The following is a 24536-nucleotide window of genomic DNA, read 5'->3' as shown; positions in this document are numbered from 1 at the left end:
TCGAAGCTGACAGCGGGACCGGAAGAGTTAACCATCTTCGGCTCGTAACCAAAAGTTGAGCCCGGGCCGGCCGCCCATTATTTGCCTGATTGAGACATAGGCATGGTGGGTACTACGTGTGGTTGCTTCGCGTCCGGATAGCCCCGTTCATATCGGCTCGGTCACGCATGGCCCGCTTGTCACTGCAACGTTACGGACCTCGGATAGGCTCGCCGACGCTATGACGATTACGGGTATTGACTCGACAGGCCAGGCGGCCGGCGGGAACGTGCTTCCGCCCCGTCAAGTGACCGGGACCGAGGATCTCGACGCCGAGTTGGTGGCGCTCGAATCAGCCATCGCCCCCGCTCCGGACCGGCGCGCTGAGCAGCCAATAGTCCGCCGCCTGCGATTTCCCGCATGGCGGGATCTACTGGCCTGCGCGACCTTCGTCGTCATCGCGTTCTACATCACCGCGCCGCTCTGGCTCAATCTTGATCATCAGTTGCGTGATGATCCACAGGACCAGGCTTTCTTTGAGTGGATGATGGCGCATGGTGCGCGAGTGCTCACCGATGGCGCATATCCGTTCTTCTCCGATCGCATGAATTACCCCGATGGGGTGAACATGATGGCCAACACCTCGGTGTTGGCCGTTTCGTTGTCGATGTCACCGGTGACCCTTCTGTTCGGTCCCCATGTGGCGTTCAACGTATTTCTTACTCTGGCTTTGGCGATCACCGGCGTCTCGTGGTATTTCGCGCTCTCCCGCCACTTCGTCAGCTCGCGCCTCGCGGCCTGGGTCGGCGCCCTGTTCTGCACCTTCGCCCCGAGCATGGTTTCCCACGCGGGCGGCCACCCGAACATCGTCTCGCAATTCCTGGTGCCGTGGATCATCGTGCGGACCCTGCGCCTGCGCGATCCGGGCCGCACGGTGCGCAACGGCCTGATCCTGGCCGGTCTGCTGATCTGGCAGGCCTTCATCAACCTTGAGATCCTCTTCATGACGGCCGTCGGCCTGGGTGTGTTCTGCCTGGTCATGGCGTTCGTCCGGCGCAAGACGCACCGCGGCGAGACCCGGCGGTTCATCCGCGGGCTGGCCGTCGCCGGCGCGGTGACGCTGGCCGTGCTCGCGTACCCGCTGTCGGTGCAGTTCTTCGGGCCGCAGAGCTACCACGGCCTGCCGCAGTTCGTCCGTAACTTCGGCGCCGACCTGGCCTCGTTCACCGCCTATTCGAGCCGTTCCGTCGCCGGCAATTCCGCGGTGGCGGCCGAGCTCGCGCAGAACCCGGCCGAGGAAAATGCGTTCTTCGGCTGGGGCTTGATCATTCTGTTCTTCGGTCTGATCGTCTGGATGCGCCGGACCGCCACGATCGTCACCCTGGGCGCGGTGGCGCTGTTGTTCGCCGCGATGTCGCTCGGACCGCGAATTTTCCTCAACGGCATCAACACCGGCATCCCCGGCATCTGGTCCGTTCTGCACAGCGTCCCGGTGCTCAACTCGGCCGTCCCGACCCGCTGGGCGCTGGCCATCGCCCCGGTCGTCGGCATCATTCTGGCCCTGGGTTGTCAGCGCGCGGCCGACCTGGTCAAGGCACAGCCGTCGGCCCGCGGCCCGGTCCGGGTCGCCATGATCACCGCAGTCGCGATGGCCCTGGTCCCGCTCGCCCCGGTCCAGCTGCAGATCGCCCCGATGGCCCCGACTCCCGAGTTCGTCACCTCGGGCGCCTGGAAGCAGCTGGTCGACGACAACCACACCGTCGTCACCCTGCCGCTGCCCGACTCGAGCTACCCCGACCCGATGCGCTGGTCGGCCATGACCGGCCAGGACATGCGCATCGCCGGCGCCTACGCCCTGCTCCCCACGCAGAACCCGCTCAACCCGGACGACCGCACCGCGCTCTTCTCACCCCCGTGGCGCCCCACCAGCGGCCTGATGGCCTCGATCCGCCAGGGCAACCCGATCCCCGAGATCACCGACACCCGCCGCGAGATGACCCTGGCCGACCTCCGCTACTGGAAGGCCGCCGTCATCCTCCTGACCCCCCAGCTGCGCGACACCGAGATGCTGCGCGCCATGACCAACCTCCTCGGCTTCCAGCCCACCTGGACCGGCGGCGCCTGGGTCTGGGACGTCCGCCACCTGGTCGACAACCCCAGCGCCGTGCTCACCGGCCCCGACATCAGCTGAGGACCAGACCGAGGCACGCATCGCCGGACAGCACCCGCCTCATCGCCCGGCGCCGTCGTGGGTCACCCTCCTCACGCCGCCGCCGGGCTGTCCTGCCGGGCTGAGCTCTTGCACAACCAACCGGCGGCCGAGCCCGGCCGCGCAGGCCTGATCAGCCGTCAGAGCCACATGGTCAGGTTGACCATGTTGCCGTCGGGGTCGAGGACGTGCGCCACCCGCTGCCCCCACGGCATGTCGTTGGCCGGTCCCGGCACGGTCCCACCGGCCGGCTCCACCGTGGGAAGCAGCGCGTCGACGTCCGCGACGTCCGCGCTGAGAACGATCCGCACCGGCGCGCCGATCGGGGTGTCTTCCTCCTGCACGAGCCCGAGCGTGGTCGCGCCGATCCGCAACTCGACGTAGAACTCGGGGCCGTCCTCGGGCACGCGGAGGGTCTGGGTGGCGCCGAGCACCTTCTCGTAGAAGGCCCGCAACCGGTGCAGGCCGGGTGTGCTGATGACGGGCTGGATCGAGGTCATGAGCGCTCCTGAGCGGTCGGTTTCCCGATAGACCACCCGGCCTCGGGAAAGTCATCGGAGCGCGAATGACGATGAGGTGCAGAACGCCGACTGTCGCGGCCGGCCACCTCAGGAGCCGCGGAGGGCCTCGCGGGCGGAGAAGACCACGCTGGCCGCGAGGAAGGCGGCGTTGACCAGTGTGAACAGGCCGACGAACCAGATCGTCCACTGGGGGGCGACGGCCAGGACGACGCCGGCCAGGGCGATCACCGCGCCGTAGTCGCGGACCAGTTTGACCACGCGGACCGGCAGGGAGCGGCTGGTGACCATGCTGGCGGCCTGGGCGCCGGTCTGCATGACCGAGGTGACCAGGTTGACCATCCAGGTGCCGGCGAAGGCAGCCAGCAGCCAGGCCGGAGTGTCCGGCACCTGGGCCTCGGCGGTGGCAGCGATCGCGGCGACCAGGGAGATCTGGACCGCGACGTCGCACAGCACGTCGAGGCGGCCGCCGGCCACGCTGGTCTGGCCGGTGACCCGGGCCAGTTGCCCGTCGGCGCAGTCGAACGCGTACGCCAACTGCCAGCCGACCAGCGCGAGAAGGCCGATGGGCCAGGCCCAGACCTGGCCGTCGGCGACCGGGCCGGCCGCCGCCACCACGACGAATGAGACCAGGCAGCCGAGGCCGAGGTTGAGCACGGTCAGGACCGACGGCGCGATCTTGTGCTTGTAGGCCCGCACCGCGATCCGGGCGCCGATGTGCTGACTGAGGCCCTCGCTGAACAGGCCGCCGCCCCGGTTGACCGCGTAGTAGTCGGCGGCGGTGGGGGCGGGGGCGTCAGTGGGCGGCGACTGCTTCGACATAGCTGGCCAGCTTTCGGCTGATCTCGTCGGGGGACATGGCGAGGTGCTCGAGGATCGTGTAGCGGTCGGGACGCGTACGCGGGGCGAAGAGAACGGCCTCGACGAACTGCTCGTCGGTCAGCCCGACGTCCGACGGCACCCGGGGCAGGTGGTGCCGGCTGAGGCAGTCGGAGATCTGGGCGAATCGCCGCTCGTCGCCCCGCAGGAACGTGCAGAACAGCGCGCCGAGCCCGGCCAGTTCGCCGTGGGAGGCCGTTCCCGGGTAGAGCGAGTCGATCGCGTGCATGATCTCGTGGTCCCCGCCGCTGGCCGGGCGGCTGCTGCCGCAGACCGCCATGGCCAGGCCGCTGGAGATCAGCGCTTCGGCCAGGACCGTGGCGAACGCGTCGTCGTTGAGGTCGCCGGGCATGGCCAGCACGGCCTCGGCGCCCATCCGGGCCAGCGACACGGCCAGGCCGTCGACGGGTTCGCCGCGCACCTCGCGGGCCAGTTCCCAGTCGGCCAACGCACTGATCTTGCTGATGGCGTCGCCGATGCCGCCGCGGTTGACCCGGTCCGGGCCCGTCTCCACGAAGTCGAGATCGATGATCACGCCGAACGGGATGTGGACGCCGTAGGAGTTCTTCAGGCCGTCGTTGATCAGGCTGGCCACCGGGGAGGCGATGCCGTCGTTGGCCAGGCTGGTGGCCACGGAGATCATCGGCAGGCCCCACCGGCTGGCCGCGTACTTGGCCACGTCGACGGTGGTGCCGCCGCCGATGCCCACGACCGCGTCGTAGGGCCGGGAGCGCAGCTTGTCGGCCAGCTCGAGGGCGGCGTCGAGGGTGCCGCCGGTCGTGGTGAAGATGTCGGCCGACCGCAGCGACGGGCGGATCAGCTCGACGATGCGCTCGCCCAGACCGGGCCCGACCACCACCGCCACGTCGCCGCCGGCCGAGATGCGGCCGTCGGCCAGGATCCGGCCCAGGTCGGCCACGGCGCCGCGGCGGACGATGATGTGCAGCGGCGCCTGGACGCTGCGGGCTAGTAGCGGCATGCGATGCCCCGGGCCTTGGCCAGGTCGTCGTGGTTGTCGACCTCGACCCAGTCGACCTCGCCGATGGTCGCCGCGCGGACCTCGCCGCCGCGGTTCGCGTACTCCTGGAAGCCGTCCTCGTAGTAGAGGTTGGGGTCGCGTTCCCAGGTCGTCTTGAGCGCGTCGGCCAGGGCGGACGCGGCCGAGGCCTCGATGATGTTGGCCCCGATGTACTCGCCGAACGCGTCGCCGGGCTCCATCAGCTTCGTAATCTTGGTCAGTTGTCCATCCGGGCTGAAGACGGTCTTCATCTCCTCTTCAGCCAGCTTCTTCAGATTGTCGATGGCGAGCAGGATGCTCGGGCCACGGTGATCGAGGAGGGTCTGTTCGACGCTGACCGGGTGGACGGTGTCCCCATTGACCATCAACGCGCCCTGCGCGAAGTGGTCACGGGCGAGCCAGAGCGAGTACGCGTTGTTCCATTCCTCGGCCTTGTCGTTGTGCACGAGGGTGATGTTCACGCCGTACTTCTGCTCGAAGGCGGGCACCCGCTCCTCGACGGCGCTCGCGCGGTAGCCGACCACGATCGTCACGTCGGGCAGCCCGGCGGCGGCGAGGTTGCGCAGCGAGATATCCATGATGGTGGTGTCCCCGTCCACCGGGACGAGGGCCTTGGGCAGCGTGTCCGTGTACGGACGAAGTCTGCGCCCGGCGCCGGCGGCGAGGATCAAGCCGATCATGAAGGTGTCTCCCGAGTGTTCGTAAAAGCAGCACAATACGGCCCGTGTCCCACTGCCCGGACCGCGCGAGGCAGACGAAAATTCTATAGAGGCTGCTCGTAAGCTTGTCAGCATGACCGCTGAGCAGCTGATCTCTTTCGCCCGTGGCGCTCCGTCGCTGGACATCATCGACGTCGAGGGCCTCAAGGCCGCCGCCACGCGTGCCTTCGACGCCGACCCGGCCGGCGTGACCGCTTACGGCACCTCCGTCGGTTACGTCCCGCTGCGCAAGTGGATCGCCGAGAAGCACAACGTCTCGCCCGACCAGGTCATCGTCACCAACGGCTCGCTGCAGGCCGACGCCTTCCTCTTCAACCACCTGGTCCAGCCCGGCGACGACGTCGTCGTGGAGAAGCCGACCTACGACCGTACGCTGCTGAGCCTGCAGAACCTCGGGGCCAAGGTGCACCAGGTCACGCTGCAGTCCGACGGCATCGACGTCGACGAGCTGCGCACGCTGCTCGAGTCGGGCGTGCGCCCCAAGCTCGCGCACATCATCCCGAACTACCAGAACCCCGCGGGCATCACGCTCTCGGTCGAGAAGCGCCGGGCCCTGCTCGCGCTGGCCGTCGAGTACGGCTTCACGATCTTCGAGGACGACCCGTACGTCGACATCCGGTTCCGCGGTGACGCGCTGCCCTCGATGCTGTCGATGGACAGTGAGAACGCCGTGGTGCACGCCTCCAGCTTCACCAAGACGGTCTGCCCCGGTGTCCGCGTGGGCTACCTGGTCGGCCCGGCCGCGCTGATCGACGCGATCGCCAAGAAAGCCACCAACCTGTACATCTCGCCCGGTATGGTCTCCGAGGCGATCGTGCACCAGTTCTGCGTCTCGGGCGACATCGAGCGCTCGGTGCAGACCGTGAGCACGGCGCTCGCCGAGCGGGCCCAGGTGCTGGCCGAGTCGCTGCGCAAGCACATCCCGGGCGCGAGCTTCACCGAGCCCGACGGTGGGTACTTCCTCTGGGTCGACCTGCCCGGCGACGTGGACGTGGACAAGCTGTTCCCGGCCGCGATGAAGAAGGGCGTGGCGGTCGTGAAGGGCAGCGACTTCCTGCTCGACGGTGGCAACCACTCGCTGCGCCTGGCCTACTCGGCGGTCACGGTCGACCAGATCGACGAGGGCGTGCGCCGCCTCGCCGCCGCCATCGACGAGGTCCGCGCCTGACGCGAGAGTCATGACCGGCGACCGGGCGGGTACGTCTACCCTTGCCCGGTCGCCGTCTGTGTGGGGAGGTTCAAGTGAGCGAACGGAACAGGCCGCTGTCGCGAGCCCTCTCCGCACCTCTGCGGGCGATGAACCGGGTGCTGGGCGCGGCCGACGGCAGTGTCAACGGCGCCCGGCCCGGTCACGGCGCGGGCAGCGCCGTGGTCGACTGCGCGGTCTACGTGGCCGGGCAGCGCCTGCCCGGTGACCACTCGCCGGACGAGGCGCTGAAGGTGGCCTGCTCGCAGGAGAACGCCTTCGTCTGGCTCGGCCTGCACGAGCCGGGCGAGGAGGAGATGGCCGCCATCGCCCGGACGTACGGCCTGCACGAGCTGGCCGTGGAGGACGCGGTCAAGGCCGAGCAGCGGCCCAAGCTGGAGAATTTCGGCTCGGTGCACTTCCTGGTGATGCGCACCGCGCGGTATGTGCCGCACAGCCAGATCACCGAGACCTCGCAGGTGGTCGAGACCGGCCAGATGATGATTTTCGTGGGCGAGCAGTTCGTGATCACCGTCCGGCACGGCGACGCCTCGGAGATGGGCTCGGTCCGGGCCGATCTGGAGTCGGAGCGGGCCGACCTGCTCGAGCAGGGCCCGTGGGCGGTGGCCTACGCGGTCACCGACCGGGTGGTCGACCACTACGTCGCGGTGGCCGACAAGGTGGAGGTCGACCTCGACCAGATCGAGGAGGGTGTGTTCGCCCGCGACCAGGCGAGCCCGATCCCCGCCATCTACCAGATGAAGCGGGAGCTGGTGGAGTTCCGCCGGGCGGTGACGCCGCTGCAGCGCCCGCTGGCGATGATCGTCGCGCTCGTCCCCAAGCGCATCGGCAAGTACTTCCGTGACGTGCAGGATCACCTCACGCGCACGGTGGAGCAGGTCTCCTCCTTCGACGACCTGCTCAACTCGATCCTGCAGGCCCGCCTGGCCCAGGTCACGGTCGACCAGAACAACGACATGCGCAAGATCGCCGCCTGGGCCGCCATCGCGACCGTGTGGACGGCCGGCGCCGGCATCTACGGGATGAACTTCAAGTTCATGCCCGAGCTGGATTGGCAGTACGGCTATCCGGCGTGGTGGACGGTCATTCTGATCGTGTCGGTGCTGCTCTACCGAGCGCTGCGGCGCAGCGGCTGGTTGTAACGACATCACTGAGTGTGCCCATATAGACGGCGGCCCCTAGAGTGAGGCCGTGCCGTCGCGTCAGGACCAGCTCCACTCGTACCAGTACTCGCTGCAGCGAGTGGTGGCCGCGCTGGTCACGCACGACCCCGATCCGCAGCGCTCGCCGCTGCGCCGGGCCGGCACGACGGCGCTGGTCAGCCTGCTGATCGCCGCCCTCGCGGTGCTCGCGGCGACGATCTACGGCATTGTCACCGGCAACAGCAACGTCAGCCCGAAGGACGCGAGCGTCGTCTTCCAGGAGAAGGGCACCGGCGCCCGCTTCGTCTACTCGGAGGCCGACAGCCGGCTGCACCCGGTGCTCAACTACACCTCGGGTCTGCTGCTCGCCACGGCCGAGGCGCCGCAGATGAAGGGCATCTCGTCGGAGAAGCTGTCCAGTGTGCCGCTGGGCGACCCGCTCGGCATCCCGGACGCGCCCGACTCCCTACCCGGCAAGAAGGTGCTGCTCACGGAGCGCTGGTCGGTCTGCACCGACAACACGACGGGCTCGCCGACCAGCACGCTGCTGGCCGGCGTGCGGCTGACCGACGGATCGGTGGTCGCCCGGGACGGCAAGGCGCTGCTGGTGAGCGACCCCGACGACCGTACGTATCTGATCTCCGGCAACCGGCGCTTCGCCATCCCGGCCAACCGGGTCGACGTCACGCTGAACGCGCTGCGCCTGGGCGCCCAGTCGCCGTGGCCGGTCTCGGTGGCCTGGATCAACGCCGTGCCGGCCGGTCCCGACCTGGTCGCCCCGCAGATCCGCGGTGTCGGCGGCGGCTCGGCGGGCAGCGACTTCCGGGTCGGCCAACTGGTCACCGACGGGCGGCAGGTCGCGGTGATCCTGGCCGACGGCAAGGCCGTGCTGACCGAGATGCAGGCGGCGCTGATGCAGACGGTGCCCGGCGCTCAGCAGCCGGTGGCGATCGGCAACGACTTCCTGGCCATCCCCACTTCACGGACCAGGGTGAGCGACGCCGGCGACCCGGAGGGCCTGCCGCCCACCGTGCCGGCGCTGGCCGACGGGACGCCGAGCCGGGCCTGCGTCACCCTTCCGGTCGACAAGGCGGGCGACGGCGTCCGGATCGACCCCACCATTCCGCAGGGCCTGGCCGTGGCCGGGGTCGCCGGCGCGGAGAACAGCGTGCAGGCCGACCGGGTGTTCGTCGAGCGCGGCAAGGGCGCGGTCACCGTGTCGGCAGCCTCACCGACCGCTCCGGCCGGCTCGGGCACGGTCAGCGTCGTCACCGACACCGGCCGGCAGTACCCGCTGGCCAACCGCGCCCTGCTGACCAAGCTGGGCTACGGCGGGGTGAAACCGCAGCAGATCCCGGCCGAGCTGATGTCGCTCATGCCGATGGGCCCGGCGCTGGATCCAGCCCGGGCCCGTCAGACAGCCCCGCAATGACGCGGAGCCCGATCACTACACGTTCTTCGGCGCCGGCTCCGGCACGGTGCCGTTCGGCGACGACGGGAAGGTCTGCGCCTCGTCCGGCTCGAACGTGGCGCGGTCCGTCGTGGTCAGCGGGGCGGCCGGCTCGTACTCGTCCCACTGGGCGGCCTGGCGGCGCTTGTTCGCGTACGCCGCCGCGACGCCGATCGCCGTGCCGATCAGGGCGAAGCCGAGAAGCTTGGAGCCACGCCCCTTCTTCTGCTTCTTCTCCGCGCGGGCGAGGGTCTTGTTCGCGCGCTTCTGGAGCTTCTTGGCGTCCTTCTTGTTCTGCTTGGCCGACTTCTTGACCGAGCGCTTGCTGACCTTGCCGGCCTGCTTCACGTTGTCGCTCGCGGCCGCGACCAGCGGAGTGATGGTCGCCACGGCGCTGCCCCAACCGCTCGACGCCGCGTCCTTGGCCTTGACGGCGGCCGGCTGAACCCGGTCGACGGCGGCGGTCAGCGTCGGGCCCACGGTCGCGCTGGTCTCCTGCGCGGCCAGCGTGGCGGCGCGCTTGAAGTGATCCACGCCCTGATTGAGCTCGTTCTTCATCCGCCGGCTGCGGTTCTTACGGCGCATCGTTGCGAACACCAGTGCCCACCTCCTGTGGCTCTCTCCCACGTCATCGTGCCCTGCTTCGGTACCCCCGCGCTGCCGCTTTCAGACACATGGGGGAGGATCCGAACTGCAAAGAACTGTCCAATCGCCCCCTGAGAGGTACCTGTGGGGCGACCGTGACACAGACAGGAGTACCCGTGGCCGAGACGCTTTACGCCACCCTGCACACCAACCATGGCCCGATCCGTCTCCAGCTGTTCCCGGATCACGCCCCGGCGACCGTGCGCAACTTCGTGGAGCTCGCGGAGGGCACGAAGGACTACGTCGACCCGCGCACCGGCCAGAAGGGCAACGGGCCGTACTACGACGGCACGATCTCGCACCGGGTCATCGCCGGCTTCATGATCCAGCTCGGCGACCCGACCGGCACCGGCCGCGGCGGCCCGGGCTTCCAGTTCGCCGACGAGTTCCACCCGGAGCTGCAGTTCGACCGCCCGTACCTGCTCGCCATGGCGAACGCGGGCCCGGGCACGAACGGCTCGCAGTTCTTCATCACCGTGGCCCCGACCCCGCACCTCAACCGGCGGCACACGATCTTCGGCCAGGTCGCGGACGAGCAGTCGGCCAAGGTCGTCGACTCGATCGCCGGCACCCCGACCGGCCCCGGCGACCGTCCGCGGGAGGACGTCGTCGTGGAGCGGGTGGAAATCGAGCGGGTGCAGTCCTGAAGTACCGTTGATACATGAGTGAGGCTCCCTCGACGGTCCCGGTCTGCTACCGCCATCCGTCGCGGGAGACCTACATCCGGTGCACCCGCTGTGACCGGCCGATCTGCCCCGATTGCATGAACGAGGCGTCCGTCGGTCACCAGTGCCCGGAGTGTGTCGCGGAGGGCAAGCGAAGCCAGCGGCCGGCGCGCACCGCTTTCGGCGGCAGCCGCGCCGGTACCGCCGGCTACGTGACCCGCACGCTCATCGGCATCAACGTGGCCGTGATGGCCCTGTCGGCGATCCTGGGCGGGGCCACGGCCCTGGCCGGGTCCGGCGGCTGGTTCGGGCTGATGGGCTCCGAGACCCCGCTCACCCGCTGGGGTGAGGTGCTGGGCTACGCGCCGTACGTGCTCGGTGGCGACCCGCACGGCATCGCCGCCGGCGAGTGGTGGCGGCTCGTGACGGCGATGTTCCTGCACTACGGCATCCTGCACCTGCTGCTGAACATGTACCTGCTCTGGCAGCTGGGCCGCTATCTCGAGGTCCAGCTCGGGCCGCTTCGCTTCGCCGCGCTCTACCTGCTGGCCGGCCTCGGCGGCAACGTCGCGGCGTACCTGTTCACCCCGCAGAATCAGCCCGCCGCGGGCGCCTCGACGGCGATCTTCGGCCTGTTCCTGGCCATGATCGTGGTCAACCGGCGGCTCCAGCGCGACATCAGCCAGCTCATCCCGCTGCTGGTGGTCAACCTGCTCTTCACGTTCGCCGTGCCCAACGTGTCGATCGCCGGGCACCTCGGCGGTTTGATCATCGGCGGCGCGGTCGCCTACGTGCTGGCCTACGCCCCCTCGGCCAACCGCAACCGCATCCAGCTCATCGGCTGCGCCGTGGTGCTGGCACTGCTACTGATCGGCGCCGTCGTGCGCACCCAGATGCTGCTCGCCTGAAGACGGCGCCAGGCGCAGGTCGGCCAGGGCGGCGGCCACCTCTTCCGGTTCGGCGCCCAGGTCGTTGGTGCTGAGAAGATAGATCGCGTCACCCGCGTCGAGCTCGAGCATCTCGCTGCGCAGACCGCGGTGGGTGCGGCGATCGACGCGTACCCGCTCGAGCTGATCCCAGGGCAACCGGCGACGGCGCGCGAAGCCGGTGACCACCGTGACCCCGGACGGATCCGCCGCCAGGCGGACCGGCGCGATCAGATCGCGCAGCGCCCACAGGGCCAGCGCGACGGCGAGGGCCCCGCCGAGCGCCCACCGCACCGGGTCGCCGGCCGCGAAGGCCACCGCCAGGATCACCACGGCGACCGCACCCATCAGCTTCGAGACCGGGAGGACCGGCTTGACGCGCCACTGCATGCCCCAACTATGCAGTGACTTCCTCGGCCCGGCACCGTTGAACGCCGTATGGACGTGTTCTCCCGTACGTTCCTCCCCGCTGCCGCCGAGGCCGGTGTCGCCATCCCGACCGTGAGCCGGCACATGCCCATCTTCCGCCGCTGCATCGAGCCGGATGAGAAGACCGTGCTGGTCAGCCGATGTCTGCGACCGGACGCGCCGCTGGCCGGCGAGTTCATGATGGTGCTGACCTACCGGCGGCTCGTCATCACGCAGGAGACGAAGGTGCTGCACCGGCTCCGGCTGCACCTCAACGCCAATTTGCGCCATTTGAGCAACGTGTCGTGGCGGCCGGAGCCGGAGCGGTCCACCATGGACATCACCGCGACGGCGGTGGACGGGGTCCGGGAGCAGTTCCGGCTGCGGCTGGCCCATCCGAAAGCCGTCATGCGCTTCGACACGCTCCTGCAGACCGTGTTCGCCCGGCCCCGCGCGATAGCCGCTTAGAGAAACGCGTCCAGCGCGGCGCGCAGGCCCTCGGCGTCCAGCCCGTGGGCCCGTGCGTGATCGCGCCAGCTGCCGTAACGGCGTACCTCCGCCTTGCCCACGCCCAGGTGCAGCGCCCGGTGCGGAAGGCTCGTCAGGGCCGAGCTGACCGCGGCGGCCGACGTCCCGGCCAGGTAGGGCTCGACCATGACCACCGCGTGCTCGGTCAGTGCGCGCAGCCCCTCGGCGTCGAGCGGGCGCGGCGTGTTCGTGTAGGCCACGGTGACGTCCAGGTCGCGCGTGGCCGCCAGCACCGGGTCGAGCATCGGGCCGACCGCCACGATCAGCGCGCCGCCACGCTTGAGGACCTGCAGGCCCTTCTCCGCGGTCTGGGCACGGTGGTTCTCCTGCACGCTGAGCCGGATGTAGACGCGATCGTCGTGACGGGCGGCGTCGCGCAGCAGCGCCGGCACCTCGTCGCGATGTCCCGGCACGTGCACGGTCCAGCCGTCGAGGGTGTCGAGCAGCGCCACATCGCCCGGCGACTGATGCGTGTAGCCCTCGGCCGCGGCGTCGTAGGAGGCGCCGATGCTCACCAGCACGGCGCCCACGTCCTGGTGCCCGAGATCCAACTTCACCTGCTCGTACGCCCGGTCGACGAGGAACGGGGCGTACGAGTGCACGTACGGCCGCATGCCGGTGAGCGCCAGCCCGCCCGCGACCCCGGTCATCAGCTGTTCCCGGATGCCCACGTTGATGACCCGGTCGGGATGCCGCCGCCGGGCCGGGGCGAAGGCGTCACCGGAGATGTCGGCGAACACCAGCGCGGTACGGGGATCGTCCCGAAGGAGCTGCGTGGTCGTGTCCACGAAGGTCTGGCGCATCTCAGCTTCCCTTCCTCTCGACGGTGGCGACGATGACGTTGGGCCGGTCGTGCCGGGCCTGCAGGACGCGTTCCAGCTGGATCCGGTCGTGACCGTCGACGACCGCGACGTCCCAGCCGATGAAGCGGGCGGCGATCCCGCCCGGCCAGCCGTGCGTGGCCGACTGGTTGTCGATCACGATGGCGGTCAGCGGCAGACCGGTCGCGCCGGCGTACGCGATGGCCTCGTGGTTGGCCCCCTCGTCCAGCTCGGCGTCGCCGACCAGCACGAACGTGCGTGTCCCCGAGAAGCCCTGGGCCCGCAGGCCGAGGGCGACACCGACACCCAGGCCGAGACCGTGTCCCAGCGATCCCGTGCCGATCTCGACCCCCGGGATCCGTACGCGGTCCGGGTGGTGCCCGAGCGGGCTGTCCCACCCGCCGAGGTCGTCCAATGCCGACTCCGGGATGAAGCCCTTGGCCGCCAGGACGGCGTAGTAGGCGGCCGGACCGTGCCCCTTGGAGAGCAGGAACCGGTCGCGGCCGGGGTCGTCGGCGGTCTCCGGGCTGACCCGCAGGACGCGGTCGTAGAGGACCCAGAGAACGTCCAGCGTCGAGTGGGCGCTCGGCGCATGCTTCTCGTCACCGGTCAGCCGCCGCAACAACGGGCGGAGCCGGTCGGTATGCATCGCGGTGACTGTCATGAGGATAGGGTGCAAGTTGAAGTTCACTTCAACTCAAGGACCCGTATGGAGACCCTGACCATCGGCGACTTCGCGGCCCGCAGCGGCGTGGCGCCCTCGGCCTTGCGCTACTACGAGCGTGAGGGACTGATCCGCTCCACCCGCACCGGTGGCAACCAGCGCCGCTACGACCGCGCCGAGTTGCGGCGCGTCGCCTTCATCCGCATCGCCCAGCAGGTCGGCGTCTCGCTCGACGAGATCCGAGCGGCGCTGGCCGACCTGCCGGAGAACCGCACACCGACCAAGGCGGACTGGGCCCGGCTGTCGGCCCACTGGCGGCACCGCCTGGACGAGAAGATCGCCCTGATGGAACGCCTGCGCGACCAGCTGACCGGCTGCATCGGCTGCGGCTGTCTCTCCCTGCACCGCTGCCAGCTCATCAACCCCGGCGACCGCTTCGCCTCGAACGGCAGCGGCCCGCAGATCCTGCTCAACGCGGCATCACACTCGGACGGGGACGGCTGACGAGACGCCGAGGACGGCGCCGTTGCTGTCGAGGGCCTCGGCGACCACGTACTCGGGGGTGCCGGGGACGGTCAGGCGGGTCTCGAAGCCGGAGCGGGCGGCCTCGATGGTGCCACCGGTGAGGGCGCCGGGCTGGGTGCCCCAGCGGGCCCGCCACCTCGCCACCTTGGTGGCGCCGTTCCAGCTGGCCGAGACGATCACATTGTCGCCGTCGACGGTCAGGCCGAGGGCGGGGCGGTCGGGCGGGGTGCCGGTCCACTCGGTCTTGTAGGCGCGATAGGACTGGTTGTCGAGCGGGATGTGGCCGGCCAGGCGTACGGACCCGTCGGTGTTGTGCTCGGTGAAGTGCGGCATCTGGCCCCAGCCGATGAACGAGCCGCCGTCGGCCAGCTCGCGGAAGTTGCCCTGAGTCGGGGCCGAGATCTTGTCGGGGTGCAGGTATTCGGCGACGAAGGTGGTTGTCTTGGCCGCCTCGTCCACTGTGAACACGACCCCGCGCGAGTAGTCGCGGACCTTGGTCACGCCGGCGCCGTTGTCGAAGACGCTCCAGGAGCCGTCCCGCCGCTGCCGGAAGTCGTGCTGCCAGGCGAAGCTGGTCCGCTCGTCGACGGCGATGTCGGACTTCTTGCCGCCCAGACGCCACCGCACGGCCCCGGACTTCGGGTCGATCTTGTAAACGGCCCAGGTGTGCCGGGCCGAAATGATCAGGTCGCCGTCCGCGGCCAGGCCGACCGAGTTGGCGTGGAAGTAGTCGTAGGGCAGGTGGGCCGAGTCGCCCTGCGGCAGCGGCGCGTACGACTCGTCGACGCCGACGTGGTCGCTGGACCGCCACTCGAAGACCAGCCGGCCGGTCGCGATGTCGATCTCCTGGAGCACGCCGTCGTGCAGCACCCCGTCCTTCGGGCCACCGACCGAGGTCAAGTCGTACGCCTTCGGGTCGTACACCCAGAACAGCGCCGTGTCCCGCGGCGTGATGATCAGGTCGTGCTGGTCGGCCTGCTCGGCGCCGGCCGCCCGGATCCGGGTGATCTCGCGGTAGGAGGTGTCGGCGACGACGAACTCGCCCTGGCCGACACCCTGGCCGCCGGTGCCCCCGATGGTCCCCTCCCACCAGGTCAGGACGGGCTGCTGGCGGTACGTCTGCGCCTTGAAGTCGATCGAGACGGTGGCCGGGGCCGGTGTCTGGCGGAACCAGACCGGCGAGCCGGCCTCGTCGACCATCAGCGGTCCCCACAGGCTCGTCCCGGAGGCCGGGCTGAGGAAGATCTGCCCGGGCGCCGTGCCGGACGCCGGCGTGGTGATCGTGACGTCGGCGATGTTCTGGAAGTCGGGGCGCGAGCGGTACTTCACCACGGGGGTGGTGGGAGCGGCCGCCTTGGCGGCGGGTTTGCCCAGCGCATAGCCGAAGCCGCCGCCGGCGACTCCGGTCAGCGCGGCCGCGCCGGCGCCGATCAGAAGATTTCTGCGGGTCGTCACCGATCAAGGCTTCCCCGCTTAGATGTTTTTCTACCTAGGCGAGCGCTCGGAGTTCGCTGTGAGTCCGGCGTAGATCTCCAGAAGCCGGGCGGTGAGCACATCCGGGTGGAAATGGCGCAGGTAGCGCTCGCGGGCCGCCCGGGCCCGGGCCGGCGCCTCGGCCCGGGCCAGGGGCAGGGCGGCGGCGATGGCCTCGGGCTCCGGCGGCACGACCCAGCCCGTGTCGCCGACGATGTAGGGGATGCCACCGACCGCGGTGCCCAGGGCCGGCCGGCCCGCCGAGAGCGCCTCCAGCAGCACCGTGGGCAGAGTGTCGTTCCAGGTCGGGGTGTGCACCACCACCGCCGACTCGCGCCGGGCCGCCTCGATCCCCGCTTTGTCGAGGAGCCCGAGGTACCGCACGTCGTTGCGAGCGGCGGCGACCTGCTCGGCCAGCGGCCGCAGCTCGCCGTCGCCGGCGATGCGCAGCGTGCCCAGCGAGCCGTCCGGGTGCCGCTGCCAGGCGTCCAGCAGCAGACCCAGGCCCTTCTCGGGGGAGAGCCGGGCCCCGTAGAGGAACCCCTCACCCAGCGGCTCGGGCTCACCCGGGTCGGGCAGGCCGTTCGGCTTGATCACGATCCGGTCGTCGGCGATGCCGTAGTCACGCAGGTGGGCGGCGATCCGGTCGGTCAGCGCGATGTACCGGTCGACCGAGCGCCAGGTCGGCCGGTGCACGGCCAGCGTGGTCGCCATCAGCGCGCTCTGCGCGGCCGAGCCCCGGTAGCACTTGTGCTGCACCGCGGGCCAGCCGAAGAACTTGCCCCGGCAGTCCTGGCAGTTGTGCCCGTCGCGGAAGTACAGCCCGGACGAGCAGACCTGGCGGTAGTTGTGCACGGTCTGCACGACCGGCACCCCGTGCTGATGCGCCGTCCGGACGACCCAGGGCGACAGCAGGGGGTAAGGGTTGTGCAGATGGAGCACATCCGGTCGTTCCGCCTCGAGGAGCCGGGCAAGGTCGCGCTGGGCGGCCCGGCCGTAGATCGGCGAGAGCGGCAGCAGCGCCTTCTCGGCCAGCGGCAGCTCGCCGATCGAGTCCGAGCTGCGCAGGAACGGCAGCACCTCGGCCCCGGCCGCGCGGAGCTGGGCGATCTCGGTGTCCACGATGACGTTCTCACCGGACGGCATCGCTTCCCGGTACCGGTTGTGCGCAACGACGACCTTCACGCTCAGAAACGCTACCGTTGACGTCGTGCCCGAACTTCCCGAGGTCGAGGCGCTCGCGGCCTACCTGCGTGAGCGCGCGGTCGGCCACACCGTGCAGCGTTTCGAGGTCTCCTCGTTCAGCGCGCTGAAGACGTACGATCCGCCCGCCACCGCCGTCAACGGCCTGGAGCTGACCTCCGCCGGCCGGCACGGCAAGTTCCTGGACATCGGGCTCGGCCCCGAGTTCCATCTCGTGATCCACCTGGCCCGGGCCGGCTGGCTGCACTACCGCGACTCCTTCAAGTCGCCGGCGCCGCTCAAGCCCGGCAGCGGGCCCATCGCCCTCCGGGTCCGCCTCGACGACGGCTCCGGCTTCGATCTGACCGAGGCCGGCACCCAGAAGTCCCTCGCCGCCTACCTCGTCCGCGACCCGGCCGAGGTGCCCGGCGTGTCGCGGCTCGGCCCCGACGCGCTGGCCGTCTCACGGGACGAGTTCGCCGAGCGCCTGCGCGGGCGCAACGGCCAGGTCAAGGGCGTGCTGGTCGACCAGGAGGTGCTCGCCGGCATCGGCAACGCCTACTCCGACGAGATCCTGCACGTGGCCAAGATGTCGCCCTTCCAGCTCACCGGCAAGCTGACCGAGGAGCAGATCGACACGCTGTACGCGGCCATGCGCGAGGTCGAGACCGACGCGGTGGCCCGCTCCGTCGGGCAGAAGGCGGCCGAGCTCAAGGGTGAGAAGCGCGCCGGCATGCGGGTGCACGCCCGTACGGGGCTGCCCTGCCCGGTCTGTGGCGACACGGTGCGGGAGGTGTCGTTCGCCGACAAGAGCCTCCAGTACTGTGCGACCTGCCAGACCGGAGGAAAGCCGCTGGCCGACCGACGCCTGTCCAAGTTGATCCGTTAGCGCCGCAACGGTCACCCTGCGTACAGGAGTGGGAAAGCGGCCTGAACGTCCGCTTCTTTCCGCCCGATCCATCGGTATAGTGGCCCGGTCCAACGTAAGCGTCACACGTTCGAGCGGGCCCCGGAGTCGCGGCCGGCCGCGAATTCCGTGGCGGTGCGTAATCTTTTCCGGATGCGGGAGGACGTAGGCGAGGTGACCGCTAGCCTGCATCGCCCAGTTACCGACAGCAGCCGGAGCAGACCCGTGCCGTACGACAGCTTCGAGTGGCAGCAGGAGCCGCCGCCGAGCAACGGCGTACCCCGATCGGCCTGGACCCGGCAGCACAAGCGCCTGTCGCGCTGGCACCGTCCGTACACCGCGGTTCTGCTCGTTCTCGATCTTCTCTCGGTCCTGTCGGCGAGCTACCTCGCCGCGACCTACCTCGAGAAGGCGAAGTCCGGCTTCCAGGAGCGGACCCTCGGGTTCCTGCACGGCGCCGAGCTCTTCTACTTCTTCGCGTACCTCGTGCTGCCGCTCGGCTGGCTGATCCTGCTCTGGGCCAACGGCACGTACGACCGGCGCTACCTGGGCCTGGGCAGCGAGGAGTTCAAGCGCATCGTGCGCACGTCGGTCACCGTCGTGGCCTGCGTGTCGCTGCTCGCCTTCGCCACCAAGACCCAGCTCTCCCGTGGCACGGTCGCCCTGGTCTCGCTCAGCGCCGTGCTGTTCCTGCTGCTCGACCGGGTGCTGGCCCGGCAGGTGCTGCACTTCGCGCGCCGTCGCACCGGCCACGGCGCCCACCGGATGGTCCTGGTCGGCACCCTGCCCGAGGCGCTCGAGGTCTACACCGCGGTCACCCGCAGCCCGGCCGCCGGCCTGATCCCGGTCGCCATCCACATCACCGACGGTTACGCGGCCGCCCGCGGCATAGAGACCCCCGTGCCGGTCTACGCCGCCCGCGACGTGCTCTCGCTGGTGCGTGAGGTCGGCGCCGACACCATCGCGGTCTGCGGCTCGGCCAGCGCCGAGCCGGGCGAGCTGCGCCGGCTGGCCTGGCAGCTCGAGGGCACCGGCGTCGACCTGGTGGTCGCCCCGCAGCTCACCGACATCGCCGGGCCCCGGGTGCACATCCGCCCGATCGAGGGCCTGCCCCTGCTGCACGTCGAGGAGCCGACCCTCTCCGGCCCGGGCTGGCTGATCAAGAACCTGATCGACCGGGTCGCCGCCGGCCTCGGCCTGCTCCTGCTGAGCCCGATCCTGCTGATCATCGCGGCCGGCATCAAGCTCTCCGACCCGGGCCCGGTCTTCTTCCGGCAGCCCCGCGTCGGTCACGAGGGCCGGACGTTCCGAGTGTGGAAGTTCCGCACCATGTACGTCGACGCCGAGGAGCGCAAGCGCACGCTCGAGGAGCTCAACGAGTCCGACGGCATGCTCTTCAAGATGAAGAACGATCCGCGGATCTTCGCCTTCGGGGCCAAGCTGCGGGCCACCTCGCTCGACGAGCTGCCCCAGCTGCTCAACGTGCTGAAGGGCGAGATGTCGCTGGTAGGGCCGCGCCCGCTGCCCGCCGACGACGGCGACTATCTGGGCGACGTGCGGCGCCGCCTGCTGGTCCGGCCGGGCATCACCGGCCTGTGGCAGGTCTCCGGCCGGTCCGATCTCTCCTGGGACGAGGCCGTACGCCTGGACCTGTACTACGTCGACAACTGGTCCCTGACGTACGACCTCAGCATCCTCTGGCGCACCATCTGGGTGGTGCTCAAGCGCAAGGGCGCCTACTAAACCCTTAACTATGCGGGCAGGTGTCCCGGTACTCCTGGATCGCTGATCCCGACGGGGCCGGGCACAGGAACTGGTCGTAACGGGTGTCGTTGTCGATGAAGCGCTTGAGCCACGACAGCGAGTACTTGGCCACGGTCACGTTGGTCGAGGTCGGGGCCGAGTGGCTGGCGTTGTTGAGTTCCAGGTACGCCTTGTCCGGAGCGCTGGTCAGGCTCGTGTAGAACGGCTCGGAGTGTGAGCTGACCGGCGCCACCGTGTCGTTCTCGGCGCCGATGATCATCGTCGGCACCCGGTCGGTCGTCCAGCTCTTGGTGCCGTGCCACGGGGTCAGCGGGACCGCCGCCTGCAGGCTGGGCCGGGTGCGCGAGGCCGAGAGGCTGCCGCCGCCACCCATCGAGTGGCCCATGACGCCGAGCCGGGTGGCGTCGATCCGGGTCCGGACCGAGCTCTGCCCGGTCAGGTAGTCGAGCGCGGCCAGCAGTTGGGTGCCGCGGCTGTCGGGCTGATCGAGCGTGCTGTTGGTGTCGATCGTGATCACCACGAAGCCCTGCGAGGCGAGCCGGGGCCCGAGCCACGCGACGCTGGACTGCGAGGCGGTGAAGCCGGGGGAGATCGCGACGGCGCCGAAGGTCCCCGACGCGGTGCTGGTGGGGTAGTAGATCGTGCCGCCGCCGAAGCCGCTGACCGAACCGCGGGCCACGGTGGTCTGCGCGATCGCGAACGATCCTCGCGAGGCCTCGATGCTGGCGGTGGTCGGGGCCGGGCCCCGCTCGTACGGGTTGGCGGCTTGAGCGGGTGCTGCCGGCGCGGCTACTGCGAGGGTGACCGCGGCGATCAGCGCGAGTTTTCTCATGGAGCACTCCCTGGGGTGTGGGGTGTCGCGCATGTATCGATGTAGTTCGATTGTTGATCGCCTTGTTACTTTCAGGTAATACCAGTTGGCACCCTGCCAACAAGATATGACGGGTGGACCTTTGTCCGCAGAACCGTCAATATCGCTGCGTGGCTCAGGTGCTCGCGGTCGTCGCTGTGCTCGCCGCGCTGGGCGCCGCCGTGGTCGCCGTGGTGCGGCTGCGGGCCCGCCGCGGGATAGCCACCGCCATGCAGCGGGCCACCTACGACGTCCTGCACACGGCCGCGCTCGCGGCCGAACCGCTGCGGGGCGGCCTCAGCCCGGCTAGCGCGGGCAAGGCCGCCCGTCACCTGCGGGCCCTGGTCGGCGCGCCCGGGCTCACCATCGCCGACCGCGACCGCTGCCTCGCCTTCGACGGCCGCGGCAGCCACCACAGCGAGCAGTTCACCGCCGCCGCCACCCGTGCCCTCGACACCCACCGCTCGGTCGTGCTCGCCACGGCCGACCTGCCCTGCGACCGGGTCGACTGCGTGGTCCGCGGGGCCGTGATCGCCCCGCTCTCCGGGCCGGACGGCCGGGCCACAGCCGCGCTGGTGGCGGTGGCCGACGACCAGCCCGCGCCCGGACTCGTACAGGCGACCCTGGAGACCGCCCGCTGGGCGGCCACGCAGATCGCCCTGGCCGAGCTCGAATCGTCCCGCGAACGCCTGGCCCGGGCCGAGGTACGGGCGCTGCGGGCCCAGATCAGCCCGCACTTCATCTACAACGCGCTCACCGCGATCGCGTCCTTCGTGCGCACCGACCCCGAGCGCGCCCGCGAGCTGATCCTCGAGTTCGCCGAGTTCACCCGCTACTCCTTCCGGGCCCACGGCGACTTCACCACCCTGGCCGAGGAGCTTCGCTCCATCGACCGCTATCTGACCATCGAGCGGGCCCGCTTCGGCGACCGCCTGCAGGTACGCCTGCAGATCGCCCCCGAGGTCCTCCCCGTCGGCCTGCCCTTCCTGTGCCTGCAGCCGCTCGTCGAGAACGCCGTCCGCCACGGACTGTCCCGCAAGCCGGGCGTCGGTATGGTGAGCATCGAAGCACGCGACGCCGGGGCCGAATGCCACATCACGGTCGAGGACGACGGCGTCGGCATGGATCCGGAGGTCTTCGCGACGGGCGGGCCCGAGACCGACGACGGGCAGCACGTCGGCCTGGCAAATGTGGACGAGCGCCTCCGCTCGGTCTTCGGCGACCACTTCGGCCTGGTGGTGGAGACCGCGCCCGGCGCGGGGACGAAGGTGAGCATGCGAGTTCCCAAGTTCCACCCGGAGGTACGCGCGTGAGCCTGGTCGTGCTGGCCGTCGACGACGAGCCGCCCGCCCTCGACGAGCTGGCCTACCTGCTCAACGCCGACGGCCGGGTCGCGCACGTGCACCGGGCGGGCGACGCCACCGAGGCGCTGCGCGTCCTGCGCGACACCGAAGTCGACGCGGTCTTCCTGGACATCCGCATGCCCGGGCTCGACGGCATGGAGCTGGCCCGCATCCTGCGCCGCTTCGCCCGCCCACCCGCGATCGTCTTCGTCACCGCCTACGACGACGGCGCGGTCGACGCCTTCGACCTGGGCGTCACCGACTACGTGCGCAAACCCGTCCGGGCCGAACGCCTGGGCGAGTCCCTGCGGCGGGTGGCCGGCCTGCGTACGGTCCCGGCCGCGGTCCCCGCCGCACCCGCCGACGAGCCGGCCATCCCCGTCGAGCTGGCCGGCACCACCCGCATGCTGCCCCGCTCGTCGGTCCGCTGGGTCGAAGCCCAGGGCGACTACGCTCGCCTGCACACCGCGGACGCGTCCCACCTGGTCCGCGTCTCCCTGGCCACCCTCGCCGAACGCTGGGCCGACGCCGGCTTCGTCCGCATCCACCGATCCTTCCTGGTCCAGATCCGCCTGATCGCCGAGCTCCGCCTGACCCCTTCCGGCTACGTGGTCTCCGTCGACGGCGTCGAACTCCCGGTCAGCCGCCGCCACACACGCGAGCTGAAGGACCGCCTGATCCGCGCCGCCAAGCACGACTGGCAGCGCTGACCCCCGCCCGTCCCACCCCGCTGGCAGCGCTGACTCCTGCCTGTCCCCACCCCAATCCACACAGTTATCCACAGCCCCATAGGCTTGTCCACAGAGTTATCCACAGGCTCTCGGCTCGAGGTCCAGTGCGCTGCCCGTACCCGGACCAGGCCCGGCTCGGCGGTCCGGGTGGACGTCACATCAAACACCTTGCCGTGTGGTCGACCGGCGAGTTGATCGACAACCCGCGCCACTTTGGTGACCGCCCAGGCCGGGCTACGGGCGCTCGGGCGGGCGCTGTCGCGCAAGAGCGGCTCGGACCGGCGCACCGGGCGCCGCGCGTCGAAACGTTGGCGACGGGCGGCGGCCCGGCTCGGCCGTGCTCATGCCCGGGTCTACCGCATGAGCGCCAGAGAGCACTCAGCGGCACCGGTTGGAACGGACTCGCCCAGAAGAGCCGGTCACGGCGTCACGTCCCAGGCCTTCACGCGAAGCAAGATCTCGCCGTCCTGTTCCGGCTGCTCCACAGTCAGGCGGACGAGCGTCCGCGGCTCGCCGCGACTCGCCGTCATGAGGCAGTACGAGCGGTCCTCGCGCAGCGGCACCGGGGACTCCGAGCCGGTCGTCTCCCGCAGAGCTGCGGCGCAGTCGTCCGGACCGGCGCCGGGAGACGGGACCACCGCGGTCAGGACGCCGGCGTCGTTGGTCAGGACCGAGTCGCCGGTGCCGGGAGCCCCGCTGATGCGGACCGGCCCGTCGTCGACGACCTTCGGCTCGGTCAGCTCGAGGCTCGGGGTCCCGGTGCCGGTGCCGGCCCCGCCGAGCGGAACCGGGACGAGGGTGGCCTGATAGCGGACGTGGAAGGTGGAAGGAAAGGGAGGTTCTTCGGCTGGCGGCGATGAAGGCGACGGCGAGGAGGACCCGGGCTTCGAGGGCGGCGACTCCGAGTCCGGCCGGGTGGGCTGAGCGGAAGACCGGGTGGGCTGAGCGGAAGACCGGGTGGGCTCAGCGTCGGAAGGCCAGGTGGGCTCCGCGGAAGGCGGCCCCGGCTGGGTGAAGGGGCGACTGAGCTGGGCGGAAGGCGTGCTGGAGGGGCCGGGCCGGCCAGAAGGTGGGGTGACCGGCGGGGAGACGGCGGGCCGGCCCAGGGAGGCTGCCGCGCCACCGGGCCCCACTCGGTCTCCGTCTCGGGTCGAGGTGCCGGGCGCCGGCGTCACCCGTGCTGGTGACGGCGCGGAGAAAAGCGGCGGCTCGGCCACCTCTTCCTGGCTCATCACCCGCTGGAGCCCGACGCTGGTTCCGAACGACGCCAGCAGGACCAGCCCGACCACGCCCATCCGGACCCGGGCGCCCCACGCCGAGCCGGATCTCGGCCGCGGCACGAACGGGCCCGGCGGGAACGGCCGGGCGCGCAGGTCGGCCAGGCCGGCCTCGTAGTCGAAGGTCAGGCCGGCCAGGGCCTCCGCCTCGGCCCGGGCGAAGAGCTCGCGCTCCTCGGCCGTCAGGTCCTCATCGGCCATGGTCTGTCTCCTTCTCGTGGGCCAACAGGGCCTGCATGGTTTCGCGGGCTTTCTTCAGTTGCGACCGGACGGTGGAGGCGTTCCGGCCGAGGCGCTCGGCGATCTCGCAGACGCGCAGCCCGTCGTAGACGAGTGACATGACCTCGCGGTCGTCCTCGTCAAGGGCCCGCAGAACGTCAAGGGCCTCGGTCCGGGCGTACGCGTTCTCCTCGGCGACCCGCACCAGCGGCGCCATCTTGGCGAGCCCGTCCCGCTGCCGCACCGCCCGGTCGACCTGATCGGCTCGTATGCGCTGGGCCGTCGTGAGGGCGTAGAACTTCAGGCCCTCCTCCGAGGAGTCGCCGTCCAGATCGGACCATTTCCGATAGAGCCGGAGCATGGTTTCCTGAGCCACGTCGCGGCCCTCCTGCCGGTCGAGGCCGGCCAGCACCATCCGGACGAAGAGCCACTTGAAGTGCCGGGTGTAGAACTCCTCGAAGGTCAGCAAGGCGGACTCTTGTGCCAT

25 protein-coding genes are annotated in these 24536 nt (G+C 70.3%); 12 read left to right on the top strand and 13 right to left on the bottom strand.

The window, feature by feature from the left end; genetic code table 11:
- Positions 1-220: 220 nt before the first annotated feature.
- Positions 221-2170 carry a hypothetical protein gene (locus AB0J66_RS23440; RefSeq protein ID WP_364664195.1) on the top strand — a complete coding sequence of 650 codons (1950 nt, stop codon included), beginning with the start codon at positions 221-223 and terminating at the stop codon, positions 2168-2170.
- Between the two features lie 158 nt (positions 2171-2328).
- Here AB0J66_RS23440 and AB0J66_RS23435 read toward each other — a convergent pair whose 3' ends face one another.
- From AB0J66_RS23435 to AB0J66_RS23420, 4 genes are all read right to left on the bottom strand, one after another.
- Positions 2329-2688 (bottom strand): VOC family protein, encoded by a 360-nt coding sequence (locus AB0J66_RS23435; protein ID WP_364664192.1) that lies wholly within the window; start codon positions 2686-2688, stop codon positions 2329-2331.
- Positions 2689-2796: 108 nt separating this feature from the next.
- On the bottom strand, positions 2797-3528 hold the full coding sequence (locus AB0J66_RS23430) for a CDP-alcohol phosphatidyltransferase family protein (protein WP_364664190.1): 732 nt from the start codon (positions 3526-3528) through the stop codon (positions 2797-2799).
- The gene (locus tag AB0J66_RS23425; RefSeq protein WP_364664187.1) at positions 3503-4564 is read right to left on the bottom strand and encodes an iron-containing alcohol dehydrogenase family protein; all 1062 of its coding nucleotides are present in this window, start codon (positions 4562-4564) and stop codon (positions 3503-3505) included. The genes AB0J66_RS23430 and AB0J66_RS23425 overlap by 26 nt, the downstream gene beginning before the upstream one ends.
- On the bottom strand, positions 4552-5283 hold the full coding sequence (locus AB0J66_RS23420; protein WP_364664184.1) for a phosphocholine cytidylyltransferase family protein: 732 nt from the start codon (positions 5281-5283) through the stop codon (positions 4552-4554). Before AB0J66_RS23420 ends, AB0J66_RS23425 begins: the two co-directional genes overlap by 13 nt.
- Positions 5284-5395: 112 nt before the next feature.
- Here AB0J66_RS23420 and AB0J66_RS23415 point away from each other — a divergent pair, with 112 nt between their 5' ends.
- The 3 genes from AB0J66_RS23415 (at position 5396) to eccB (ending at position 9103) form a co-directional block, all read left to right on the top strand.
- The gene (locus AB0J66_RS23415) at positions 5396-6490 is read left to right on the top strand and encodes a PLP-dependent aminotransferase family protein (RefSeq protein ID WP_364664181.1); all 1095 of its coding nucleotides are present in this window, start codon (positions 5396-5398) and stop codon (positions 6488-6490) included.
- Positions 6491-6564: 74 nt separating this feature from the next.
- Entirely contained in the window at positions 6565-7671 is a 1107-nt protein-coding gene (locus tag AB0J66_RS23410; protein WP_364664179.1) for a magnesium and cobalt transport protein CorA, read from the top strand.
- 49 nt (positions 7672-7720) lie between these two features.
- Positions 7721-9103: a type VII secretion protein EccB gene (gene eccB, locus AB0J66_RS23405; protein WP_364664176.1), complete on the top strand. Its 1383-nt coding sequence runs from the start codon at positions 7721-7723 to the stop codon at positions 9101-9103.
- A 15-nt stretch (positions 9104-9118) separates the two neighbouring features.
- Here eccB and AB0J66_RS23400 read toward each other — a convergent pair whose 3' ends face one another.
- Positions 9119-9718: a hypothetical protein gene (locus AB0J66_RS23400; protein WP_364664173.1), complete on the bottom strand. Its 600-nt coding sequence runs from the start codon at positions 9716-9718 to the stop codon at positions 9119-9121.
- 164 nt (positions 9719-9882) lie between these two features.
- On the opposite strand from AB0J66_RS23400, the gene AB0J66_RS23395 reads away from it, so the two are divergent.
- Together AB0J66_RS23395 and AB0J66_RS23390 are read left to right on the top strand one after the other, a co-directional pair.
- Positions 9883-10413 (top strand): peptidylprolyl isomerase, encoded by a 531-nt coding sequence (locus AB0J66_RS23395; protein ID WP_364664170.1) that lies wholly within the window; start codon positions 9883-9885, stop codon positions 10411-10413.
- Positions 10414-10427: 14 nt separating this feature from the next.
- Positions 10428-11339 carry a rhomboid family intramembrane serine protease gene (locus AB0J66_RS23390; RefSeq protein WP_364664167.1) on the top strand — a complete coding sequence of 304 codons (912 nt, stop codon included), beginning with the start codon at positions 10428-10430 and terminating at the stop codon, positions 11337-11339.
- On the opposite strand, the gene AB0J66_RS23385 is transcribed toward AB0J66_RS23390, so the two are convergent.
- Positions 11295-11747 (bottom strand): PH domain-containing protein, encoded by a 453-nt coding sequence (locus AB0J66_RS23385; protein WP_364664164.1) that lies wholly within the window; start codon positions 11745-11747, stop codon positions 11295-11297. The genes AB0J66_RS23390 and AB0J66_RS23385 overlap by 45 nt on opposite strands.
- Before the next feature lie 48 nt (positions 11748-11795).
- Between AB0J66_RS23385 and AB0J66_RS23380 the strand changes: the two genes are divergently transcribed.
- Entirely contained in the window at positions 11796-12233 is a 438-nt protein-coding gene (locus tag AB0J66_RS23380) for a hypothetical protein (RefSeq protein WP_364664162.1), read from the top strand.
- On the opposite strand, the gene AB0J66_RS23375 is transcribed toward AB0J66_RS23380, so the two are convergent.
- Positions 12230-13096 (bottom strand): transketolase, encoded by an 867-nt coding sequence (locus tag AB0J66_RS23375; RefSeq protein ID WP_364664159.1) that lies wholly within the window; start codon positions 13094-13096, stop codon positions 12230-12232. The two genes, AB0J66_RS23380 and AB0J66_RS23375, sit on opposite strands and share 4 nt — an antisense overlap.
- A gap of 1 nt (position 13097) precedes the next feature.
- Complete coding sequence (locus AB0J66_RS23370; protein ID WP_364664156.1) at positions 13098-13778, bottom strand: transketolase; 681 nt, start codon at positions 13776-13778, stop codon at positions 13098-13100.
- Positions 13779-13823: 45 nt separating this feature from the next.
- Between AB0J66_RS23370 and soxR the strand changes: the two genes are divergently transcribed.
- Positions 13824-14282 (top strand): redox-sensitive transcriptional activator SoxR, encoded by a 459-nt coding sequence (gene soxR, locus AB0J66_RS23365; protein WP_364664153.1) that lies wholly within the window; start codon positions 13824-13826, stop codon positions 14280-14282.
- On the opposite strand, the gene AB0J66_RS23360 is transcribed toward soxR, so the two are convergent.
- Together AB0J66_RS23360 and AB0J66_RS23355 are read right to left on the bottom strand one after the other, a co-directional pair.
- Entirely contained in the window at positions 14259-15758 is a 1500-nt protein-coding gene (locus AB0J66_RS23360; RefSeq protein WP_364664150.1) for an arylsulfotransferase family protein, read from the bottom strand. The genes soxR and AB0J66_RS23360 overlap by 24 nt on opposite strands.
- A 30-nt stretch (positions 15759-15788) precedes the next feature.
- A complete protein-coding gene (locus tag AB0J66_RS23355) occupies positions 15789-16961 on the bottom strand; it encodes a glycosyltransferase family 4 protein (RefSeq protein ID WP_364664147.1) in 1173 nt (390 codons plus the stop codon).
- Positions 16962-16986: 25 nt separating this feature from the next.
- On the opposite strand from AB0J66_RS23355, the gene AB0J66_RS23350 reads away from it, so the two are divergent.
- Positions 16987-17847 carry a DNA-formamidopyrimidine glycosylase family protein gene (locus tag AB0J66_RS23350; RefSeq protein ID WP_364664145.1) on the top strand — a complete coding sequence of 287 codons (861 nt, stop codon included), beginning with the start codon at positions 16987-16989 and terminating at the stop codon, positions 17845-17847.
- Between the two features lie 171 nt (positions 17848-18018).
- On the top strand, positions 18019-19608 hold the full coding sequence (locus AB0J66_RS23345; protein WP_364664142.1) for a sugar transferase: 1590 nt from the start codon (positions 18019-18021) through the stop codon (positions 19606-19608).
- 4 nt (positions 19609-19612) lie between these two features.
- Here the strand turns inward: AB0J66_RS23345 and AB0J66_RS23340 are convergent, their stop codons facing one another.
- Entirely contained in the window at positions 19613-20461 is an 849-nt protein-coding gene (locus tag AB0J66_RS23340) for an alpha/beta hydrolase (RefSeq protein ID WP_364664139.1), read from the bottom strand.
- A 149-nt stretch (positions 20462-20610) separates the two neighbouring features.
- Between AB0J66_RS23340 and AB0J66_RS23335 the strand changes: the two genes are divergently transcribed.
- Both AB0J66_RS23335 and AB0J66_RS23330 read left to right on the top strand, forming a co-directional pair.
- Complete coding sequence (locus AB0J66_RS23335) at positions 20611-21792, top strand: histidine kinase (RefSeq protein WP_364664136.1); 1182 nt, start codon at positions 20611-20613, stop codon at positions 21790-21792.
- Positions 21789-22532, top strand: a complete 744-nt coding sequence (locus AB0J66_RS23330) for a response regulator transcription factor (RefSeq protein WP_364664133.1) — start codon at positions 21789-21791, stop codon at positions 22530-22532. The genes AB0J66_RS23335 and AB0J66_RS23330 overlap by 4 nt, the downstream gene beginning before the upstream one ends.
- Positions 22533-22972: 440 nt before the next feature.
- Here AB0J66_RS23330 and AB0J66_RS23325 read toward each other — a convergent pair whose 3' ends face one another.
- Together AB0J66_RS23325 and AB0J66_RS23320 are read right to left on the bottom strand one after the other, a co-directional pair.
- On the bottom strand, positions 22973-24031 hold the full coding sequence (locus AB0J66_RS23325; RefSeq protein WP_364664130.1) for a hypothetical protein: 1059 nt from the start codon (positions 24029-24031) through the stop codon (positions 22973-22975).
- On the bottom strand, positions 24021-24536 hold the full coding sequence (locus AB0J66_RS23320) for a sigma-70 family RNA polymerase sigma factor (RefSeq protein WP_364664127.1): 516 nt from the start codon (positions 24534-24536) through the stop codon (positions 24021-24023). The genes AB0J66_RS23325 and AB0J66_RS23320 overlap by 11 nt, the downstream gene beginning before the upstream one ends.

Origin of the sequence: Actinoplanes sp. NPDC049598 (assembly GCF_040675435.1) — a bacterium.
Taxonomy (GTDB): domain Bacteria; phylum Actinomycetota; class Actinomycetes; order Mycobacteriales; family Micromonosporaceae; genus Actinoplanes.
The sequence above is the reverse complement of the archived record's forward strand: the minus strand, read 5'-3'. Positions and strand labels throughout refer to the sequence as shown.

Coding starts and splice junctions, on each gene's coding strand:
- AB0J66_RS23415 (WP_364664181.1), top strand. CDS start 5,396: ATGACCGCTGAGCAGCTGATCTCTTTCGCCCGTGGCGCTCCGTCGCTG.
- AB0J66_RS23380 (WP_364664162.1), top strand. CDS start 11,796: ATGGACGTGTTCTCCCGTACGTTCCTCCCCGCTGCCGCCGAGGCCGGT.
- AB0J66_RS23370 (WP_364664156.1), bottom strand. CDS start 13,778: ATGACAGTCACCGCGATGCATACCGACCGGCTCCGCCCGTTGTTGCGG.
- soxR (WP_364664153.1), top strand. CDS start 13,824: ATGGAGACCCTGACCATCGGCGACTTCGCGGCCCGCAGCGGCGTGGCG.
- AB0J66_RS23420 (WP_364664184.1), bottom strand. CDS start 5,283: ATGATCGGCTTGATCCTCGCCGCCGGCGCCGGGCGCAGACTTCGTCCG.
- AB0J66_RS23425 (WP_364664187.1), bottom strand. CDS start 4,564: ATGCCGCTACTAGCCCGCAGCGTCCAGGCGCCGCTGCACATCATCGTC.
- AB0J66_RS23325 (WP_364664130.1), bottom strand. CDS start 24,031: ATGGCCGATGAGGACCTGACGGCCGAGGAGCGCGAGCTCTTCGCCCGG.
- AB0J66_RS23440 (WP_364664195.1), top strand. CDS start 221: ATGACGATTACGGGTATTGACTCGACAGGCCAGGCGGCCGGCGGGAAC.
- AB0J66_RS23375 (WP_364664159.1), bottom strand. CDS start 13,096: ATGCGCCAGACCTTCGTGGACACGACCACGCAGCTCCTTCGGGACGAT.
- AB0J66_RS23385 (WP_364664164.1), bottom strand. CDS start 11,747: ATGCAGTGGCGCGTCAAGCCGGTCCTCCCGGTCTCGAAGCTGATGGGT.
- AB0J66_RS23390 (WP_364664167.1), top strand. CDS start 10,428: ATGAGTGAGGCTCCCTCGACGGTCCCGGTCTGCTACCGCCATCCGTCG.
- AB0J66_RS23430 (WP_364664190.1), bottom strand. CDS start 3,528: ATGTCGAAGCAGTCGCCGCCCACTGACGCCCCCGCCCCCACCGCCGCC.
- AB0J66_RS23340 (WP_364664139.1), bottom strand. CDS start 20,461: ATGAGAAAACTCGCGCTGATCGCCGCGGTCACCCTCGCAGTAGCCGCG.
- AB0J66_RS23435 (WP_364664192.1), bottom strand. CDS start 2,688: ATGACCTCGATCCAGCCCGTCATCAGCACACCCGGCCTGCACCGGTTG.
- AB0J66_RS23320 (WP_364664127.1), bottom strand. CDS start 24,536: ATGGCACAAGAGTCCGCCTTGCTGACCTTCGAGGAGTTCTACACCCGG.
- AB0J66_RS23345 (WP_364664142.1), top strand. CDS start 18,019: ATGCGGGAGGACGTAGGCGAGGTGACCGCTAGCCTGCATCGCCCAGTT.